Annotated in this window: 19 protein-coding genes; 14 read left to right on the top strand and 5 right to left on the bottom strand. The window is 40.7% G+C overall.

Going from position 1 to position 17,386, the window contains the following annotated elements; translation table 11 throughout:
- Window positions 1–75 precede the first annotated feature (75 nt).
- The 14 genes from AC1HJP_RS04275 to AC1HJP_RS04210 all read left to right on the top strand — a co-directional run bounded on the left by AC1HJP_RS04275 (window position 76) and on the right by AC1HJP_RS04210 (window position 13,992).
- Window positions 76–750, top strand: a complete 675-nt coding sequence (locus AC1HJP_RS04275) for a type 1 glutamine amidotransferase domain-containing protein (RefSeq protein WP_480360538.1) — start codon at window positions 76–78, stop codon at window positions 748–750.
- Window positions 751–782: 32 nt separating this feature from the next.
- Window positions 783–1,826, top strand: a complete 1,044-nt coding sequence (locus tag AC1HJP_RS04270; RefSeq protein ID WP_480360537.1) for an NADP-dependent oxidoreductase — start codon at window positions 783–785, stop codon at window positions 1,824–1,826.
- 32 nt (window positions 1,827–1,858) lie between these two features.
- Entirely contained in the window at window positions 1,859–2,467 is a 609-nt protein-coding gene (locus tag AC1HJP_RS04265; RefSeq protein WP_480360536.1) for a glutathione S-transferase family protein, read from the top strand.
- Between the two features lie 284 nt (window positions 2,468–2,751).
- Window positions 2,752–3,177: a hypothetical protein gene (locus tag AC1HJP_RS04260; protein WP_480360535.1), complete on the top strand. Its 426-nt coding sequence runs from the start codon at window positions 2,752–2,754 to the stop codon at window positions 3,175–3,177.
- Between the two features lie 242 nt (window positions 3,178–3,419).
- Window positions 3,420–5,030, top strand: coding sequence for a diacylglycerol kinase family protein (locus AC1HJP_RS04255; RefSeq protein ID WP_480360534.1), 1,611 nt, complete (start codon window positions 3,420–3,422; stop codon window positions 5,028–5,030).
- Window positions 5,031–5,104: 74 nt separating this feature from the next.
- Entirely contained in the window at window positions 5,105–6,508 is a 1,404-nt protein-coding gene (locus tag AC1HJP_RS04250) for a sigma-54-dependent transcriptional regulator (protein WP_480360533.1), read from the top strand.
- A gap of 15 nt (window positions 6,509–6,523) precedes the next feature.
- Window positions 6,524–6,739, top strand: coding sequence for a histidine kinase (locus AC1HJP_RS04245; RefSeq protein ID WP_404394087.1), 216 nt, complete (start codon window positions 6,524–6,526; stop codon window positions 6,737–6,739).
- Complete coding sequence (locus AC1HJP_RS04240) at window positions 6,736–8,214, top strand: sensor histidine kinase (protein WP_480360531.1); 1,479 nt, start codon at window positions 6,736–6,738, stop codon at window positions 8,212–8,214. The genes AC1HJP_RS04245 and AC1HJP_RS04240 overlap by 4 nt, the downstream gene beginning before the upstream one ends.
- A complete protein-coding gene (locus AC1HJP_RS04235) occupies window positions 8,211–8,660 on the top strand; it encodes a response regulator (RefSeq protein ID WP_480360529.1) in 450 nt (149 codons plus the stop codon). The genes AC1HJP_RS04240 and AC1HJP_RS04235 overlap by 4 nt, the downstream gene beginning before the upstream one ends.
- 131 nt (window positions 8,661–8,791) lie before the next feature.
- Window positions 8,792–10,747: a response regulator gene (locus AC1HJP_RS04230; protein WP_480360528.1), complete on the top strand. Its 1,956-nt coding sequence runs from the start codon at window positions 8,792–8,794 to the stop codon at window positions 10,745–10,747.
- Between the two features lie 316 nt (window positions 10,748–11,063).
- Window positions 11,064–12,233 carry a DUF4062 domain-containing protein gene (locus tag AC1HJP_RS04225; protein WP_480360526.1) on the top strand — a complete coding sequence of 390 codons (1,170 nt, stop codon included), beginning with the start codon at window positions 11,064–11,066 and terminating at the stop codon, window positions 12,231–12,233.
- A gap of 120 nt (window positions 12,234–12,353) precedes the next feature.
- A complete protein-coding gene (locus AC1HJP_RS04220) occupies window positions 12,354–13,169 on the top strand; it encodes a metal-binding protein (RefSeq protein ID WP_480360525.1) in 816 nt (271 codons plus the stop codon).
- Window positions 13,170–13,358: 189 nt separating this feature from the next.
- The gene (locus AC1HJP_RS04215) at window positions 13,359–13,691 is read left to right on the top strand and encodes a type II toxin-antitoxin system RelE/ParE family toxin (RefSeq protein ID WP_480360523.1); all 333 of its coding nucleotides are present in this window, start codon (window positions 13,359–13,361) and stop codon (window positions 13,689–13,691) included.
- A complete protein-coding gene (locus AC1HJP_RS04210) occupies window positions 13,678–13,992 on the top strand; it encodes a helix-turn-helix domain-containing protein (protein ID WP_480360522.1) in 315 nt (104 codons plus the stop codon). The genes AC1HJP_RS04215 and AC1HJP_RS04210 overlap by 14 nt, the downstream gene beginning before the upstream one ends.
- A gap of 92 nt (window positions 13,993–14,084) precedes the next feature.
- Here the strand turns inward: AC1HJP_RS04210 and AC1HJP_RS04205 are convergent, their stop codons facing one another.
- From AC1HJP_RS04205 to AC1HJP_RS04185, 5 genes are all read right to left on the bottom strand, one after another.
- The gene (locus AC1HJP_RS04205; protein WP_480360521.1) at window positions 14,085–14,339 is read right to left on the bottom strand and encodes a hypothetical protein; all 255 of its coding nucleotides are present in this window, start codon (window positions 14,337–14,339) and stop codon (window positions 14,085–14,087) included.
- Window positions 14,332–14,757 carry a phage holin family protein gene (locus AC1HJP_RS04200; protein ID WP_480360520.1) on the bottom strand — a complete coding sequence of 142 codons (426 nt, stop codon included), beginning with the start codon at window positions 14,755–14,757 and terminating at the stop codon, window positions 14,332–14,334. The genes AC1HJP_RS04205 and AC1HJP_RS04200 overlap by 8 nt, the downstream gene beginning before the upstream one ends.
- A 2-nt stretch (window positions 14,758–14,759) precedes the next feature.
- Window positions 14,760–15,080, bottom strand: coding sequence for a hypothetical protein (locus tag AC1HJP_RS04195; RefSeq protein ID WP_480360519.1), 321 nt, complete (start codon window positions 15,078–15,080; stop codon window positions 14,760–14,762).
- A 377-nt stretch (window positions 15,081–15,457) separates the two neighbouring features.
- Window positions 15,458–16,018, bottom strand: a complete 561-nt coding sequence (locus tag AC1HJP_RS04190) for an outer membrane beta-barrel protein (protein WP_480360633.1) — start codon at window positions 16,016–16,018, stop codon at window positions 15,458–15,460.
- 386 nt (window positions 16,019–16,404) lie between these two features.
- Window positions 16,405–16,959: a BON domain-containing protein gene (locus AC1HJP_RS04185; protein WP_480360518.1), complete on the bottom strand. Its 555-nt coding sequence runs from the start codon at window positions 16,957–16,959 to the stop codon at window positions 16,405–16,407.
- Between the last annotated feature and the right edge of the window lie 427 nt (window positions 16,960–17,386).

The raw sequence follows: 17,386 nt of genomic DNA, 5'->3' as shown, positions 1-17,386 counted from the left end.
TCCTTATCGTCTTTTTAGCAACTTGCACAAAGGCATCAAACAACTTTATGACAACACTGAGTTAAGGTAATCATCATGAAAAAAGTACTTATTCCAGTCACTAATCACGCAACACTCGGCAGTACAGATCAAGCTAATGGTACCTATGCACCAGAGCTGACGCATGTTGTAGATGTATTAAACGCGAATAACATTGGGTTCGATATTGTCTCTATTCAAGGTGGTAAAGCACCACTGTATGGCACCGACATTGAGGGGGATGAGGTAAATAATAAGGTATTAGGTGATGCGTCATTCCAAACGCAGATCAACAATACCGTGCCTGCCTCTCAGGTCAACGTAGACGATTACGATGCTATTTTCTACCCAGGTGGTTTTGGTTTACTGTCAGATTTAGCAAGCAACGAAGAAGTCGCAGCAATGGCAGCCAAGCATTATGAAGCGGGCGGGATCATTGCGGCAGTGTGCCACGGTCCGGCTGCATTATTGCCAATTACACTCAGCAATGGCGAATTATTAATTGCTGACAAAGAAGTCACTGCATTTACCCGCGAAGAAGAAGTCGACTTTGGCACCATCAATGATATTCCTTTCTTACTCGAAGAAGCATTAACGCGAAAAGCGGCTCAATACAGCAAGGTACAACCTTGGAATGAATTTGTTATTCAAGACGACCGTTTAGTGACAGGTCAAAACCCAGCAAGTGCCCATGCGGTAGGTGATTTTTTGGTGAAATTGTTAGCTGAGTAATTGGCTAACAACTTTAAAAAGAAGGATTTAATATGAATCAAAATCGTAATGTTAATCGCCAAATAACTTTGAATTCACGCCCTCATGGGGCACCAACGTTAAGCAACTTCAACCTTGTTGAGTCGGCTATCCCAGAACCGGGAGAGGGTGAAATTTTACTTCGCACCATTTACCTATCATTAGATCCTTATATGCGTGGACGTATGAACGATGCCAAATCATATGCACCACCAGTTGCTTTAGGTGAGGTGATGGTTGGTGGCAGTATCTGCCGTGTTGAGGTTTCAAATCATCAAGGTTTTGAACAAGGCGATTTGGTTGTCGCATTTGGTGGTTGGCAAGATTACAGCGTCTCGAATGGCGAAGGGGTGATCAAACTAGATTCAGCAATGGTAAACCCATCTTATGGCTTAGGCGTGTTAGGTATGCCGGGGCTAACCGCTTATATGGGCTTGATGGACATCGGCCAGCCGAAAAAAGGTGAAACACTGGTTGTTGCCGCAGCTACCGGCGCAGTGGGTAGCTTGGTTGGTCAAATAGGCAAGTTACAAGGCTGTAAAGTCGTTGGCATCGCTGGAAGTAAAGAAAAGTGCGAGTACGCGGTGAATGAACTGGGTTTTGATGCGTGTCTTAATCACAATGCTGCAGACCTAGAATCACAACTGGCAACCATTTGCTCGAATGGCATAGATATTTATTTTGAAAATGTGGGCGGAAAAGTGTTTAACGCCGTACTGCCTCTGTTAAACCCAAAAGCACGGGTACCACTTTGCGGCTTAATTGCTCAATACAATGCCACTGATTTACCTGAGGGACCTGATCGTATGGGCTTACTTATGGGGAACTTGCTTGTTAAACGTATAAAAATGCAAGGCTTTATTGTATTTGACGATTATGGCCATCGCTATGACGAGTTTCAGCAAGCTATGGTGCCTTGGTTGATGTCAGGGCAAATTAAGTACAAAGAAGATAAGGTCAGCGGGCTTGAAAATGCAGCGACTGCATTTATCGGATTATTACAAGGTGAAAACTTTGGCAAATTGGTCGTGCAAGTGGGTCCAGAGCATTTAGATTAAAGATTATTCATCGCAACACACAGGATCAAAATATGATAAAGGTACATCATCTCAATCAATCGCGTTCAACACGCGTGTTATGGCTATTAGAAGAACTTGGCATGCCATACGAAGTTGAGAAACATGAACGCGATGCAACAACGCGTTTAGCGCCAGCGAGTCTTGGCAAAGTACATCCATTAAATAAAGCGCCGATCATTGAGCACAATGATATTGTGATCTGTGAATCGGGTGCGATTATGGAGTACATTCTTGACCAAGACACAGAGCAGCGTTTACGTCCAGAAAAAGGCAGCAAAGCCTATTACCAATATGTTGAATGGTCGCACTTTGCTGAAGGCTCTTTAGGCTTGCCAGTGATCACTAGCTTGCTGATGCAAATGGAAGAGCGCAGTGGCACCAACCCGATGGACGGGTATATTGCCAAAGAGCTAAATCTAGATTTCTCATACATAGACTCGGTACTCGCTCAGCAAACTTATTTTGCTGGAGATGAGTTTACTGCGGCCGATATTATGATGACCATTACACTTGAAATTGCAGGTAGCCTAAACTTGCTACAGGGCCGTGAAAATATCGCTGGTTATCTTGCGAATATGCAAAGCCGCGAAGCGTATTTAAAAGCGCGTTCATTCGGTTAACTCGCAGTCAGTTAATTTTTAAAGCGTGCGTTACATTGTTTGTTGCGCACGCTTTTATTTTTCGGGTCACCTTGATCACGCTATCAACTTTAATGAGGGTTACTTTTAATTTGATCGTTCTTATCTTTTTGTACTTCTAAATCATTAACATAAATTTGCTGACAAAGCCGTTTTGCGAGCTCATAAGAGGTTGTTTATTAGACTACTCTGAAGTATAAATATAGGTACTTCGATGTAGCTTATTTATCTATATCAACAGTTTGCTAATTTAGATAAGGACAATCATGTTTAGCTTCAAAAATATAAGCACTCTTACCGCTTCAATAGCACTTTCCTTATTTGCAGCATTTTTACTTTATCCTGAATTCCCATTTAGTTTATTTAGTATTGAACAAAACAACTCTGCACTTTTTGTTGGTCGAAGAATGGCAATGCTGTTTTTAGGTTTAGCGATACTGCTATGGGTAGGCAGAAATGCAGCGCATTCAGAGTCACGACAAGCAATAAGCTTAAGTATTGCCGTTTCGATGTGCGGGCTTGCTGGTCTTGGCGTTTTTGAATTATCACAGGGTCATGCTGGGCCGGGCATTTTACTCGCTATTTTTACTGAATGTGTCATTGCCGGGTTGTATTTCAAATTGTGGCTAGAACACCAGAATATCGAGCAAAATGTGGGAGGAGAAACCTTGCCAAATGTAAAAGGTGAGTAGCTTTTAGGTCACCACTTTACACATTGATTGTGCACTGTTTTTAGCCTTCGACTTGATAAATAAAAGTTCACCTCCATAGATTATCTTATATACATGCTAAGTTTATGGATAAGCCTAGGTTAATAAAGAGCAATCTATAATGTCGCGCTAGCAGTTGGTTACCGATCACCGAAAATCACTTATGGCTTTGAGTTAAAGTCGATAGCCGTACACAGCACGCTATAAGCAATTAAGGATAAGCAATGAAGATGTTAAAGTATTATTTAGCGGTCAGTTTATGCTTAGCCGCACTCACCATTTACAGCATAGGCACTTGGTTTTTATTGCCAATTCTTTGGATAACCTTGTCTTTCTTTTTGGTTACTTTTGCCTATGCCACAAACTCACCTTCAGTTTTTAGAAAAAAAAGCACAGGTAAGATCCCTTGGTACATTACTTGGTTATTCTGGCCATACCTGAGTGGCGTTCATCTATATAATGGGCTTGCAAGAAAAAGAGATACCGTGGATGTATTTCAGCCTCTATCCGATAATTTATTTGTTGCTTGTCGTTTGTTCCCTAGCGATGTTGATATGCTAAAAGCCCAAGGCATTGAAGCGATTTTAGATGTCACAGCTGAATTTGATGGACTAAATTGGTCTGCTGAGCAGCAAGGCCTGCATTACCTCAATATTCCAGTACTTGATCATCAGCCCCCAACAAATGAGCAGTTATCTCATGGTATTGCTTGGATAGATGCGCAGCATAAATTAGGTCGAAAAGTGGTGGTGCACTGCGCTTTAGGCCGCGGTCGTTCAGTGTTTTATTGTGCGGCATATTTACTGTTTAAAAATAAACATGACACAGTTCAACAGGTACTTGAGCAAATCCAGCAACGTCGAGAAACCGCTAGGCTGAACAAGCATCAGCTCAAAACACTGACAAAATTACATAAAAGTCAGGCGCTGGCACATACAGATAAAGCATCATTGATTATTAACCCAGTGGCGGGTGCGAAAAAATGGTCTATTTCAGAGAATGAAATTATCGGCTTGTTAACCAGTAAGTACCATTTAACCATTCATTTCACCGAGGCAGATACCGATGTTGCCGTGTTTGCGAAGCAAATATTAACTTCGGATAAACCCAATATGGTTATTGCTGGTGGCGGCGATGGCACATTAGCGGCCGTTGCTCACGGGATCATAAAAAGCGATGTTAAATTTGGTATTCTCCCGCTGGGTACTGCGAATTCACTAGCAACGGTGCTGTTAGGGCCAGCAACAAAAGTAGTGCCCATCTCCACGTCATGTGAAGCCATTTTGTCAGGCAAGCTTAAACCCATAGATATCATGACCTGCAATGATAAAACGGCGCTTTTAGCGGCTGCGATTGGCTTTGGCGAAGAGATGATTGAAAAAGCCGATCGAGAACAAAAAAATATGTCTGGCCAATTTGCCTACATAAAAAGCCTATTAGAAGCCGTCAGCGAAAATAAGCCATTAAAGCTAAAGGTGAGTTTTGATGGTAATGCGTACTCTGACATTGAATGTGTTAGCCTCGTAGTTGCCAATGCGGCGCCAAAAACAACTATCTTGGCGCAAGGGAATGGTGAGCCAATTTATGATGATGGCAAGTTAGACGTGACCATTTTGCCTTTTAAACCAGAAAGCGCGCAGAGTATTACAGTCGCAGAGCTTCTTTTACCTGAGCACGATAGAGTATTTTCAGATATTCGCTTAAAGCAGTGTGAAAAAATAAATTTAGAATTTGAGCAAGAGCAAAACTTCGCCCTTGATGGCGAGATACTGCATGCTAAAAGCATTGAAATAGTGATCCAAAAACATGCCCTTAACGTTATGACGCCCAATTAGTCGCGTTGTGAGATAAGAGTTAACTGTTAAGTCACTCAGAGGCATAAACACAAAATTATTCGAGAGGGATCCAATTGAAAACAGTTTTACTTGTAGATGATGACAATGAGTTTGCAGAACTCGCTGCGCGTATTCTTGAGCACCTAGGTCATGAGGCATATATTGCAAATGACTTATCTGCTGCAAAACAGTGGCTAGAAACCCAAAAATTTGACCATATCTTTTTAGATTTTATGTTGCCTGATGGCAGCGGCTTGCACTTAGTGGATGCACTGAGGGGGCAAGGTGACAACACGGCCATCACTTTAGTGACAGGGCACCCATCAGTAAAGTCAGCCTTGTCTCAGTTGTGTCATGACGGCTTGAATTATCTTACTAAGCCAATCGATGCCGATGACTTTAAAACAGCGCTCACTCCTCAATTAAAAACCAATAAACCAGTACAAAACACGGCCCATTTTGGTGTTCTACTCGGTGAATCTGAAAAGATGAAGCAGCTTTATAAAATGATAGAGCGCGTAGCAAAGACCGATGCCAACGTGATGCTGATGGGAGAAAGCGGTGTAGGTAAAGAAATGTTCGCTCAAGCAATCCACAATGCCAGTTTGGTCAAGGGTGATCTTGTTAGTGTTAACTGTGGTGCTATTCCAAAAGACTTAATAGGCAGTGAGCTTTTTGGCCATGAGAAAGGGGCGTTTACTGGCGCAAATGCCCAGAAGGTCGGGGTATTTGAACAGGCTGAAAATGGCACGCTATTTTTAGACGAATTAACCGAAATGCCTATTGAGCAACAACCAAATTTATTACGTGTTTTAGAAACACAAACTGTGACGCGTGTTGGCGGTACAAAATCAATTAATGTGAACTGTCGGGTTATCTCTGCCACAAACCGCAGTGTAGAAGATATTGCGACGAATGAAGTGCTACGAGAAGACATTTATTTTCGTCTTGCCGTTTTCCCGATAGAGATCCCGCCGCTTAGGTCGAGAAAAGATGACATTCCGATTTTAGCCGAGCACTTTTTGCAAGGTCTGAATAAAAAGGGCAACACCGAGTATGTTATCGCGCCTTCAGATATGTCACGGTTAGAAGAATATGACTGGCCGGGTAATGTGCGAGAGCTTAAACACACCATTCATCGCGCTTATATTATGGCCGATCACGACACACAGACTTTACAGTTCGACAGCAATTTTGCTTCACCATTTGCACAAGCAAAACGTATGCATCAACACTCTTCGGTGGTGACTGCCCAAAGCCTAGTGCAAAACACCAGTTTGCAGCAGCCAAAGGCCATTGAAATAGACTCGCCAGAAATGAAAACAGGCAAAACCATAGAAGAAGTGGAGCGAGAGCTAATTTACCATACGCTCGACTCAGTTGAGGGAAACAAAACCCTTGCTGCAAAAATGCTTGGGATCAGCACAAAAACACTCTACAACCGCTTAAACACCTACGAGGGAGTAGCACATCCATAAATATAGGGGGCTAAGATGTCAAAAAACAATAATGAAAATCTAACTCAGTTGGTACATGATGCACGTAAGCCATTGAATCAAATATCAATGAATTCAGAAATAATAAAGTTACTTGCTGAAAAGCCCGGCTCTCACGAGCAAGTGATTGAAAGTGCTAACGCCATTATTAAGGCCAGCAAAGAATGTAGTGAGTTGCTGCAAAAACTGGTCGAGCAAGGAACGAGTGAATGAGTTTAAGCCCAAAGGTAAATGTGTTTCAGCGCTTATTTAGCAAGTTAAATTATATTTGGGTGTTAGCCCTCATTGTTATGGCATTGGTCGCGGCGAATGTCATGGTGAGTTACAAGAATATTCAATACTTGAACCGTGTACAATTAAGCATCAGTAACACCAGCGAAGTTATGATGTCACTCGATCAACTTCATATCTCGATGTTAGATGCTGAGTCAGTACAGCGCGGTTTTTTATTGGCATCGAATGAGCAAGACCTACTGCCATTTAAGTCTGCATTGGCTTTACTTGAGAGCAACATTGATAAAGTAAGCCAAAGACAATCGGAAAGTAAAACTCAGCAAAATAAAATCAATCGCTACGTTGAAGGGGTAAAAAAACGCTTTACTGCACTAGAGTCAACCATCTTTATTGCCCAAAACAATGCACAGGCTGACGAATTAAAATTGCTTGATAGGGCGTCGAATTCGGGTGGTGAGTTGCGTCAATTGTATGAAGAAATCATTTCAAAAGAAGAAGAGATCAGAGACTTTCAAATCAAAGCTTTGGGTAAAGTGAAAGCTGATGCGACCAGCAATATTACCTTGTCAGCTTTACTGAGTGTGACGCTACTACTTGCAATACTGGCGTTAATGACCATGAACCTCAGACATGCCAAAAGAGCAAAAATTGAATTGCAGCGCGCCAATAGTGATCTTGAAGATAAGGTAAAGGCAAGAACAGAAGTATTAGAACATTACGCCGAAGAGTTAAATCGAAGCAATCGAGAACTCGAAGACTTTGCTTTTGTTGCATCACATGATTTACAAGAGCCGCTCAGAAAAATACGGGCTTTTGGAGATCGAATTGAGAAAAATCATAGCCAACAGTTAGACGAAAAAGGCCTAGATTATTTAGCGCGCATGACCAGCGCAGCGAAAAGAATGTCAACGTTGATAACTGATTTACTGGAACTGTCGAGAGTAACGACGCGTGCAAAACCTTTCGAGTTAAATGATCTCAATGAGATTTTACAATATGTGCAAGATGACCTAGAAATCGCAGTCAAAGAAAGTCATGCCGTGGTCGATATTGCGCCTTTGCCCAAACTCAAGTGTGATGCCAGCCAAATACATCAACTCTTTTTAAACCTCATTTCGAACGCACTCAAATTTCGTGCACCAGGGCTGACACCCGAAGTTAAAATCACGGTAGATGAGACCTTATTCATGGAGCAAAAAGCGTACACTTTTGTCATTGAAGACAATGGCATAGGTTTTGAGCAGGAATATGCAGAAAAAATATTCTCGCCATTTCAGCGCCTTCATGACAGAAACCAATATGCCGGAACGGGCATAGGCCTAACCGTTTGCAGACGAATTGTAGAGCGCCATAGCGGTGTTATTTTTGCAACTGCAGAGCAGGGTAAAGGCGCAACATTCTCTATCACGCTTCTTGCCGAACCAGTACAAATCATTCAGGAATTGAACACATGAACTACAGAAAGACCCAGCCAATCCACATATTGATGGCCGACGATGACGAAGACGATCGCTTATTGGCACAGGATGCACTTGAAGAAAGTCGCGTGCTCAATGCCGTTCAGTTTGTGAAAGATGGGGTTGAATTGCTTGAATATCTCAGAAATGAAGGGCAGTTCACCGATGCACAAAAATACCCAAGACCGAATCTTATTTTACTCGACCTAAATATGCCGAGAATGGATGGCCGCGAAGCATTAAGAGAAATAAAAAAAGACCCAGCACTGCGCTCTATCCCGGTTGTTATTTTAACTACCTCAAAAGAAGAAGAAGACAAACTAAGAGGCTATGACTCTGGTGCCGCTTCATATATTACTAAACCTGTGGACTTTGATGGTTTAGTAGATTTAATGAAGAATTTAGGTAAATACTGGATAGAAATTGTGGAGTTGCCGAACTAATACTCAAGACCTATTTATCTGGATTTACTCACCCATGCGCACCGTCATCTAGCAGCGCTCTTTAAAGCCTAGATAGATAACGACGGTGTAGCGTTTCACGCAATCAATATGACTCTAACTTGGAAATTAGCATGACAAAGGGATCACTCAGCGACGTTAATGTACTGCTTATTGAAGATGATGAAGACGATTATGTCTTAACCTTAGATTACTTAGAATCTATCGCTAACTTTAACTTCAACCTAGTTTGGCACAGTCAATATAATCAAGCGTTAGAAGCATTAGAAAGTAACGAGTATGACCTTTGCTTACTCGACTACCAGTTAGGCCCAAAAACAGGGTTAAGCATACTTAAAGAAGCGAAAGCGCGAGACGTTCATACACCGATTATCATGCTAACAGGGCAGTCTGATGCGGTGCTTGATGACGAGGCTTTAAAAGCCGGCGCGGAAGATTTTGTGCTTAAATCAGAAATTGGCAGCGTGCGTTTTATACGTTCTATTCGCTATGCTCTAGCACGTAAAGAACTCGAATTAGAACGACTAGAGCGCTTAAGAGTAGAGTCTGATATTAGAGCCAAAGACCGCTTTTTAGCGCATTTAAGTCATGAGCTCAGAACACCGCTGACCTCCATCTTAGGTTACACAAACTTATTACTTTCTAGACAAGAATTAGAAAACGTAAAACCAGAACTCTCAATAATCAATAACAATAGCGAGCACTTACTTAGTTTGCTGAATGATGTGCTAGACCTTTCTAAGATAAATGAAAATAACCTACAGCTGAATGTTGAAGATGTGTGCTTGAATAGCTTTTTGAGTGATCTACATAGCTTGTTCAAGATGGCTGCTGCAAAAAAAGGACTGAGCTTTAATATCGAAGCGAAAACGCTTTTGCCGAAAAAGGTGCGAGTAGATAAAACACGGTTAAAGCAAATTCTCATCAACATCATTTATAACGCGATTAAATTCACAAGCTCAGGGTTTGTGAAAGTTGAAATCGCTTTAAATGAAAGCTCAAAACTTGAATTTAAGGTGATTGATTCTGGTATCGGTATTCCGCAAGAGAAACTAAAGCGTATATTCAAACCGTTCGAGCAGGTGCAAAATGTCACCACCCGCAGTGATGAAGGAGCCGGGCTTGGTTTAGCAATTAGCTCTGCATTAATTGCCCTAATGGGAGGCAAACTTGAAGTGAGCTCTACCTTAGGCGAGGGCAGTGAATTTGGCTTTTTTATTGCGCTTGATATGGCCGATGAAACAACACTTGCACCGTTACGATTAAATGATGCGAAAAACGACGAAGAAGACTCATTGCCAAGTGATCTAAATGGACACATTTTGATTGTTGAAGACATGAGTGAAATTCAGATGCTAATGCGCACGTTAATCGGTCAAACCGGAGCAACTGCAGATATTGCCAGTGACGGCGTTGAAGCACTCGAGACTTTAAAGCGCAATCCAGATAAATACGATTTAGTATTTATGGACCTGCACATGCCAAGAATGGACGGTCGAGATACGTTAGTTACGTTAAGACAAAGTGGGCTTGAACTCCCTGTTATTGCACTCACCGCAGCAGCTCAAAAAGGGACCAAAGAAGAGCTCATAGCCCTTGGCTTTAACGATATGCTGAGCAAGCCTGTGAGTGTCCCTGAACTTGGACGCTGTCTAAAAAACTACTTAAATGCGCAACAAAACAGCGAAGTAACTCATATTGATTCCGCCTCAGACGAACTGACATTTTTAGTTGTTGAAGACGATGCCGATGCACGTAACTTGTTAGAGTTACTCTTAAATTCACAGCAAGTGAATGTGGTGACAGCAGACAGTGCACAAGCTTGTAGGCAGCATATAAACGGCAAACAGAAGTTCGATACGATTTTGATGGATATTGGCCTACCCGATGCATCAGGCCTGTCACTGGCAAGAGAAATCAAGTCACAAAACCAAGACCAACATATTGTTATTGCCAGCGGGTTTGACCCAGAACCTGAAATATTAGCCGAATCTCAAGTCGATGACGTACTGCTAAAGCCCATTACACTGGTTGATTTGCAAACAATTATAGAGTCATTACCAAGATAGTTGAAAAGTTGATGTGGCGCATAGTTCAATTAGGTAAATAAGGTTAGATTTCACTTAAGGCTCATGGGTGCTCAAATGGATGAAAATTTGCTTTAAGTTCAGCAAAGAGCAATTTTTTAAGTAGTCCGATTTTATCTTTATATAATTCCTATTTTAGTTACATGGGTTTTTATAAGGTGTTGAGTCTATTTAATAAACACTATATTGTTAATGAAATTAACAGGGGGCATTTCAGGTTTTCTTCCGGCACAATTAGGGATGACTCCTATGGAAAAGCTGCTAGTGCCCATGGAGTATTCACTACCGAGGGAACAACATGCCAGTAGGCTATAAACCGACAGTATTCGTAAGTTCTACTTGCTTTGATTTGGGGCAAGTTAGAGCAGATATTCGAGAGCTAATTAATACATTTGGACTTGAACCTGTATTATCTGAATATGATTCTTTTCCGATCTCACCAGACACAGACACTATTTCTAATTGTCTACGAAATGTAAGAGAGAAAGCTGATATTTTTATTCTTATTGTTGGTAGCAGGTATGGGTTTCAAACCGATAATGGTAAATCAATTACTAATTTAGAATATATAGAGGCAAAGAAAAAAGGTATTCCCGTATATGTATTTGTAAACTCAAATATCATGAATATTTTACCTATATGGAAAAACAACCCAACTGCTGATTTTTCTAGTCATGTTGAAAACCAAAAAGTACTTGAATTTGTAGATAATGTTTCTAATTATAAATCTAACTGGGTGTACAAATTTGACTTAGCACAAGACATCAAGTCTGCCTTACTTCAACAAATACCTTATTTGTTCATGGATTCTCTAGAGTCTAGGAGAAAGCTCAAAGCAAGTGATTTAACCCTACCCGAGAATAAATATCCTCCTATTGCCGCAAAACTTGTAATTGAAAGGCCTGAGGGTTGGGAATATTTGCTATTTGCAGAGTTATGCAAGTCTTACATTGATGATCTGAAGTATAAAAAATTTGATCTTGAATATGGTCTTTCATTTAGTGACGTAATTACAATTGATGACCCAATCGAAGTTTTTGAATGGATAAATTCTCATAACTCAGAAATGCTCAAATTAATTCGTATCACTACAACATTAATAAATACGGCAGCTGTAAAGTCTTTTGGAGAGTCCGGTGTTGAGGGGGACTATGAAAAAATTCAATATGTTAGCCAAAGATTGATTGAAGTTTATGGGCAATTAATTGATTGGAAACTATCATTTACCACCTTGGAAGTAGATGACGAATTTAGGTCTATATTATCGGTACTTTCAGGATTTGCAGATGACTCAATCTTTAAAATAGAGCAACTTGTGCAACGGCTGTATACTGAGACCCCTGAAGCTATTCAAGCTATTAATAAAGGTGAAGAAAAAGTAACTTTAGACTTCACATTCGTTTTAGAGTCACCTGATGTAGAAAGCTTTGATAAAGAGTTTGCTCGTTTAGTAAAACTTTACAAATAGTAGAACCCTAAAAAGTTAATTAAAAAATGCATGAAAAACAGCAGGTTTGAGCTCTTTTATCATTAATTTTAGCCTGCTATTTTCCGTCAGTTAAGCGATACATTATACCGCAGAGGATGCATGGCGAAAATTTCAGAACGTGTTAGACATACAAAGATTACTAATGGCTATTGTCTTATTTGTGGTGACTTTGGCAGGTTGTCAATTGATCATGTTCCACCCCAAGGTGCTGTGACCATTACTAAAGTTGAACAGAGGCATGTTTCGGAAATGTCCGGAGCAAAAGTAAACTCCATTAAAGGTGTTCGATCTCCAAACGGAAGTAAATTCAAGACTATCTGTCATAAGTGTAATAGTGAGGTCTTAGGTGCTAATGATGTTGAAGTGGCTGAAGTATCAAAGATGCTCACTGAAAAGATTAAGGCATACTACTCGGATATAAATAATCCATTTAATTTCATTTCAGTTGACATTAATCCGGTGAAGTATGCAAGGGCAATGATAGGGCATATATTATCTGCGACATCTGTAACGGAGTGCCGAGCCCCGCAAGAAGAAACAGAATATTTTACACCATTGAAAAAATTTGTTCTGGGTAATGACAAAGCGTTAGATAACTCTCATGATATTTATTATTGGTTCTACCCACACAATCGTCATTTAAGTGCAAAATACGTGTACTTTCGTAACCAAGGTCATTCTACGGGTTTAAGTTTACTATCGTTTTTTCCTATTGCCTTTTTGGTCACACCTAAAGGGCAAGGTATATACCCTGCACACGCACATAAACTTGATTTCAATACGACAACGATGTTTCTAAGTCTTTCTTCTCATAATTTAAAATATACAGATTTTCCTTTCGTAGATTTAAAGGGTGATCAGCTTTACTTATTGACCGAGTATCAAACAATTATTAGCTACCCTATAAAAGCGTAATACGATATAAAAACTGTTTAAGAGTGATTTGTATCAAAATAATAGGGCACCCATTCAAATAATTGAACACCATTCATCTATGACTTTATTTTACTTTTCTTAGCTCAGCTTGACGCTTCACTACTTAAAGAAAGCTGGGCTCATCACATTCAACTTGTCATCCCTACGCTAGTTGCGTACACTTCTTGTATGAAAAGTGTATTTGTCGAATCAACTATTTTTGAAAAGTACCGTAATGAATACCTCAGTGATGAAGAGTTTAGACTGTTTCAAGCTGAGTTAATGTCTAACCCTAAACAGGGGGACGTAATTCAAGGAACTGGCGGTTTGCGCAAGATTCGAGTGTCAAGCAAAGGCAAGGGTAAGCGGGGTGGCTCTCGCGTTATCTATTATTTTCTAGATGAAAAGCGACGTTTTTACTTGCTAACCATTTATGGCAAGAATGAAATGTCGGATCTAACCGCAGACCAAAAGAAACAGTTAAAGTCTTTTATGGAGGCGTGGCGTAATGAGCAATCGTGACCTATTTGCAGAATTAAGTACCTCACTTGTTGAAGCTAAAGAGCACTCGGAGGGCAAGGTAACCTTAAAAACCCATCTAGTTAATGACGTGAGTGAGTTAAACATTTCACCAGATGAAATTGTTAGTATCCGAGAACAGTTTAATATGTCGCGAGGCGTATTTGCTCGTTTGCTGCATACATCATCTCGCACTCTTGAAAATTGGGAGCAGGGGCGAAGTGCACCAAATGGACAAGCTGTCACACTGTTAAAACTTGTTCAGCGACACCCTGAAACACTGTCACATATTGCTGAGTTATAGCAAACGATCATGCTGCTAAATAACTGCTTCTAACACCTACACAACACTCAGAGTTAATTCAGTTGCCCTAACCAGACCTAGTTAGGGCTTTTTCAAATAAGCCCTTGCAAGACTCTGCGCATAAGCACAACTTTTCTGAGCGCACCATACTTACCATATTTAGCACTGAGTGCACCGACAACAAAAGTGAGGGCAATTCCTTCAGGTGAGCTCATTGTGTTTGCAATAGCTTTACGAGCTCGCACCTTAGTGAGTCTGTTGAATTGTGCAGCGTTAAATAGCGCTTCTTCTTGTTCGTTAACGATTTGGTGCGTTTTATTAATGATATGGTTTGCAAGCTTAGTCATCGTTTTTATCCTTCTGTACAAACTCTGAAAAGAAGCCTGAGGTTAAACTGTCAATGCTGTGATCAAAGAGCTTTAGCCCTGTCAGAATTAAGTAAATGACCGCGGCAAAGTTAATACCCAGTACCAAGCCAGCTGATAAAAACAAGTTAAGCCCAGCATAATGTAGAGCATAAACGACCAATACCTGAGCACATACCCACACCGCGACGGCTAAAACAGCGGCGAATAAGATAACGCCAAGCCCTATACATAAGGTTTGAGCATTCGCTTTTAATTTAGCACCCAGTAAATGCAGGGCTGTTTCTGCGATTTGTTTATAGCTGTCTAATAGCAATGAAGCCGAATCAGTGAGCTCAGCGAGCGCAGGTTTGCGCTCGTGAGCTGTGCTTTGATCAGCGACGCGGTCCTTGTCTTGCATCGTTATTTTTTCCTTAATAGCATGGTTGCTAGCATGCCGAGGGAAAATGCAATACCAGCCGTTTTAACCGGGTTCTCAGTGGCGTATTTTTTTACACCTGACTTATCCCAGGCGCGCTGCAATTCTTCACGCTTCATATTAATGGCCTCGCTTGAATCATGGCCTTTTTCTCTTAGTGAAGTTTCTGTGCGAGAAGCAGTTGCGTGCAGTGAGTCGACTGATTCATGTAAAGATTCAGCGAGGTTATCTGCAACAGGGTGGCTTGTGTCTTGGCCATTTGGCTTTTGTTTTGAATTACTGTTCGATTGAGATTGATTACTCATAAATTACTCCTTATTTGTGTTAGTCACCTAGAGAGTTGCAAGTGCCTTGCCAGATAAATAGTGTTTATTTATCAGTGGTTTATTGTGTTTGCGGATAGTGGGTGAGTAGTTTTGTAAGCAAGGCGGTAAAATTTACACGGTAATAAATACAAAGTAGCAATCGCTATTACTCCGGCTTCTGACTAAAGGCATTTGATGAATAAGCCAAACGGCACGAAGCGTATAAACACCACGAAGCGCATAAACAGGGTCTAATAAGGCTTTTTAAGATTTAATAAGGCAGTCAGCAGAAACAAAAAAAGCGCTATAAAATATAGCGCTCAAAATTGCTCTACAAAAAGAGCATCAGTCAAAGGGATAAATCGGTAGCAATACCTTTAAAATTGGTATTCAACAGATACGGCTGCTACGTCCATATCTGGGTCAATATTGTTTTCAAGTTCATAGCGCGTATATTCTAAGCGCATATTTACGTTTTCATTGAGGTGAAACTCAACACCGGCGCCGTATAGCCAGTCGCCACCGTCTATACTCGATGAAACTCGACCAATGGCAGGAATATCTGCGTGCACGTCAGCATCCCATTCAAGCCAGCCACCTTTTGCATAAACTGAAAAGTGTTCATTTAGCGGAGCAGATAAGCGCGTTGATAAAGATATGCCATCGACTTCAGCTGAGTTATCGATGTCGCTTGCTTCATCAAAATTTTCGTAAGCTAGTTCAAAGCTCCAGTAAGGGTTAATTTTTGTACCTACGTAAGCTTTTAACATTGAAGAGTCGTCATCAAACGAGGTGTCGTTGTCTCTGTCGTCCCATTGAAAAGAATACTGACCATAGCCAATACCCGTGTAGATTTTATAACCATCGGGCCAAAACGTTTCTTTTGAATAAGCAGTGGTTGATACCAAACCTAATGACGCAAAAAGCGCAGCGGGAATAGTAGGGCGTGTTTACCTTTGAGGTATGAATTTTGTTCAAATCAAAGGCTTTTAATACGCGAAATGAGCTACGAAGCATAATGAGTTATGTGAGTGGCGAATGACAAAGTAGTGGAAGCCTTTGGTTGAACTCTTCGAGCAGCACGAGTTGGACATTTATTCGGCGTTATCGGCTGACTTACATAGAATAATTATGCTACGCAGCCTCTGCGGGGCAGCCCCTGCCTAGCCTAAATACCCAACTCGCAGCTGCAAAAACACACAGCAAAGGTTCACACGCCCTAAATTTTCATGTTCATTCCTTTATTTAATTAAAATTCAAATAAGCTTTATTTGATAAAAATTGATATTAGAGGAGAGGGGGCAAGCCCCTCACAGATTTGAATTTATGACTTACTGCTGATGCGCAAGTTGTCTTCTACTTCAAGTACATCGTTGGCATTTTTCGCAATTTGAATCGCTAAGTCACGTTCGGCTTCGCTTTCGACGTGGCCGTTTAAAGTTACAATGCGGCGCTCTACATCAACGTCAATGTCTGTGCCGTCTACGTCTGTATCAAACAGGTATCGTGACTTAATGACGGTGGCAATTTTAGCGTCAGTAAAAGTACTGCTGTCTTCTTTACTGTCTGCCTTTTTGTGAATGTCTAAAATAGTCAGTTCGTTTTTGACCTTCTTAACACCATCGATACCTATTACAAGCTCTTCAGCTAGCTTTTTATCTACTGAACGCTCAACTTCACCCGTTAATACCACAACACCATTTTTTACATCGGTGTTTATATCGAAGTTATTAAGCTCACCATTAAAGAGTAGTGTGGCTTCGGCTTTGCCATCAATCCAGGCGTCACTCGCTTCTTTTTCCCAGTTGTTGTCAGATGCAAATACAGAAGTTGTTGTAAGTGCTGAAACTAGAACTGTTGCAATTAATGTGATTTTCATAATTAAACTCCTTTAATTTAAAGTCGAATTAATAGTTGCATGTGATGTGCCAATTTTAACTATCTGATTTTTAAGGTTTATTTTTGTTGTGTAAGTAAAGGCGGAAATTCTTACAGGGAAGTTTTGCAGCAAGTCTGTAAAAGTTACGCTGTTTATAAGCGCAATTTCTAGTTTGGCGCAGCCTAGTAACCAAATAGAGGCTTTTAGAATAAATCGCTCAACCAAGTAATGAGCCAATGGCAAGCTCTAGCAATACTATGTGCTAATAAGTCTAAAGGCGGTATGTTCACAAGCTTAAGAGCGTAAAGATGCTTAACTTAGATTGTGTAAGTGTTATTTATGCTGGCAAAAAAAGGCTATCAACACTGAATCTAATATTGTTTAACACACTCTTTGAGGAATGCTTTCTGCATTATTCATCAAACTC

Source organism: Pseudoalteromonas sp. NFXS53, from assembly GCF_056629255.1.
The sequence above is the reverse complement of the archived record's forward strand: the minus strand, read 5'-3'. Positions and strand labels throughout refer to the sequence as shown.

What these genes read in the sequence shown, in the direction of transcription:
- AC1HJP_RS04230 (WP_480360528.1), top strand. Translation starts at nt 8,792, where the DNA reads ATGACAAAGGGATCACTCAGCGACGTTAATGTACTGCTTATTGAAGAT.
- AC1HJP_RS04195 (WP_480360519.1), bottom strand. Translation starts at nt 15,080, where the DNA reads ATGAGTAATCAATCTCAATCGAACAGTAATTCAAAACAAAAGCCAAAT.
- AC1HJP_RS04185 (WP_480360518.1), bottom strand. Translation starts at nt 16,959, where the DNA reads ATGAAAATCACATTAATTGCAACAGTTCTAGTTTCAGCACTTACAACA.
- AC1HJP_RS04200 (WP_480360520.1), bottom strand. Translation starts at nt 14,757, where the DNA reads ATGCAAGACAAGGACCGCGTCGCTGATCAAAGCACAGCTCACGAGCGC.
- AC1HJP_RS04275 (WP_480360538.1), top strand. Translation starts at nt 76, where the DNA reads ATGAAAAAAGTACTTATTCCAGTCACTAATCACGCAACACTCGGCAGT.
- AC1HJP_RS04235 (WP_480360529.1), top strand. Translation starts at nt 8,211, where the DNA reads ATGAACTACAGAAAGACCCAGCCAATCCACATATTGATGGCCGACGAT.
- AC1HJP_RS04205 (WP_480360521.1), bottom strand. Translation starts at nt 14,339, where the DNA reads ATGACTAAGCTTGCAAACCATATCATTAATAAAACGCACCAAATCGTT.
- AC1HJP_RS04225 (WP_480360526.1), top strand. Translation starts at nt 11,064, where the DNA reads ATGCCAGTAGGCTATAAACCGACAGTATTCGTAAGTTCTACTTGCTTT.
- AC1HJP_RS04255 (WP_480360534.1), top strand. Translation starts at nt 3,420, where the DNA reads ATGAAGATGTTAAAGTATTATTTAGCGGTCAGTTTATGCTTAGCCGCA.
- AC1HJP_RS04240 (WP_480360531.1), top strand. Translation starts at nt 6,736, where the DNA reads ATGAGTTTAAGCCCAAAGGTAAATGTGTTTCAGCGCTTATTTAGCAAG.
- AC1HJP_RS04220 (WP_480360525.1), top strand. Translation starts at nt 12,354, where the DNA reads ATGGCGAAAATTTCAGAACGTGTTAGACATACAAAGATTACTAATGGC.
- AC1HJP_RS04270 (WP_480360537.1), top strand. Translation starts at nt 783, where the DNA reads ATGAATCAAAATCGTAATGTTAATCGCCAAATAACTTTGAATTCACGC.
- AC1HJP_RS04245 (WP_404394087.1), top strand. Translation starts at nt 6,524, where the DNA reads ATGTCAAAAAACAATAATGAAAATCTAACTCAGTTGGTACATGATGCA.
- AC1HJP_RS04265 (WP_480360536.1), top strand. Translation starts at nt 1,859, where the DNA reads ATGATAAAGGTACATCATCTCAATCAATCGCGTTCAACACGCGTGTTA.
- AC1HJP_RS04210 (WP_480360522.1), top strand. Translation starts at nt 13,678, where the DNA reads ATGAGCAATCGTGACCTATTTGCAGAATTAAGTACCTCACTTGTTGAA.
- AC1HJP_RS04260 (WP_480360535.1), top strand. Translation starts at nt 2,752, where the DNA reads ATGTTTAGCTTCAAAAATATAAGCACTCTTACCGCTTCAATAGCACTT.
- AC1HJP_RS04215 (WP_480360523.1), top strand. Translation starts at nt 13,359, where the DNA reads ATGAAAAGTGTATTTGTCGAATCAACTATTTTTGAAAAGTACCGTAAT.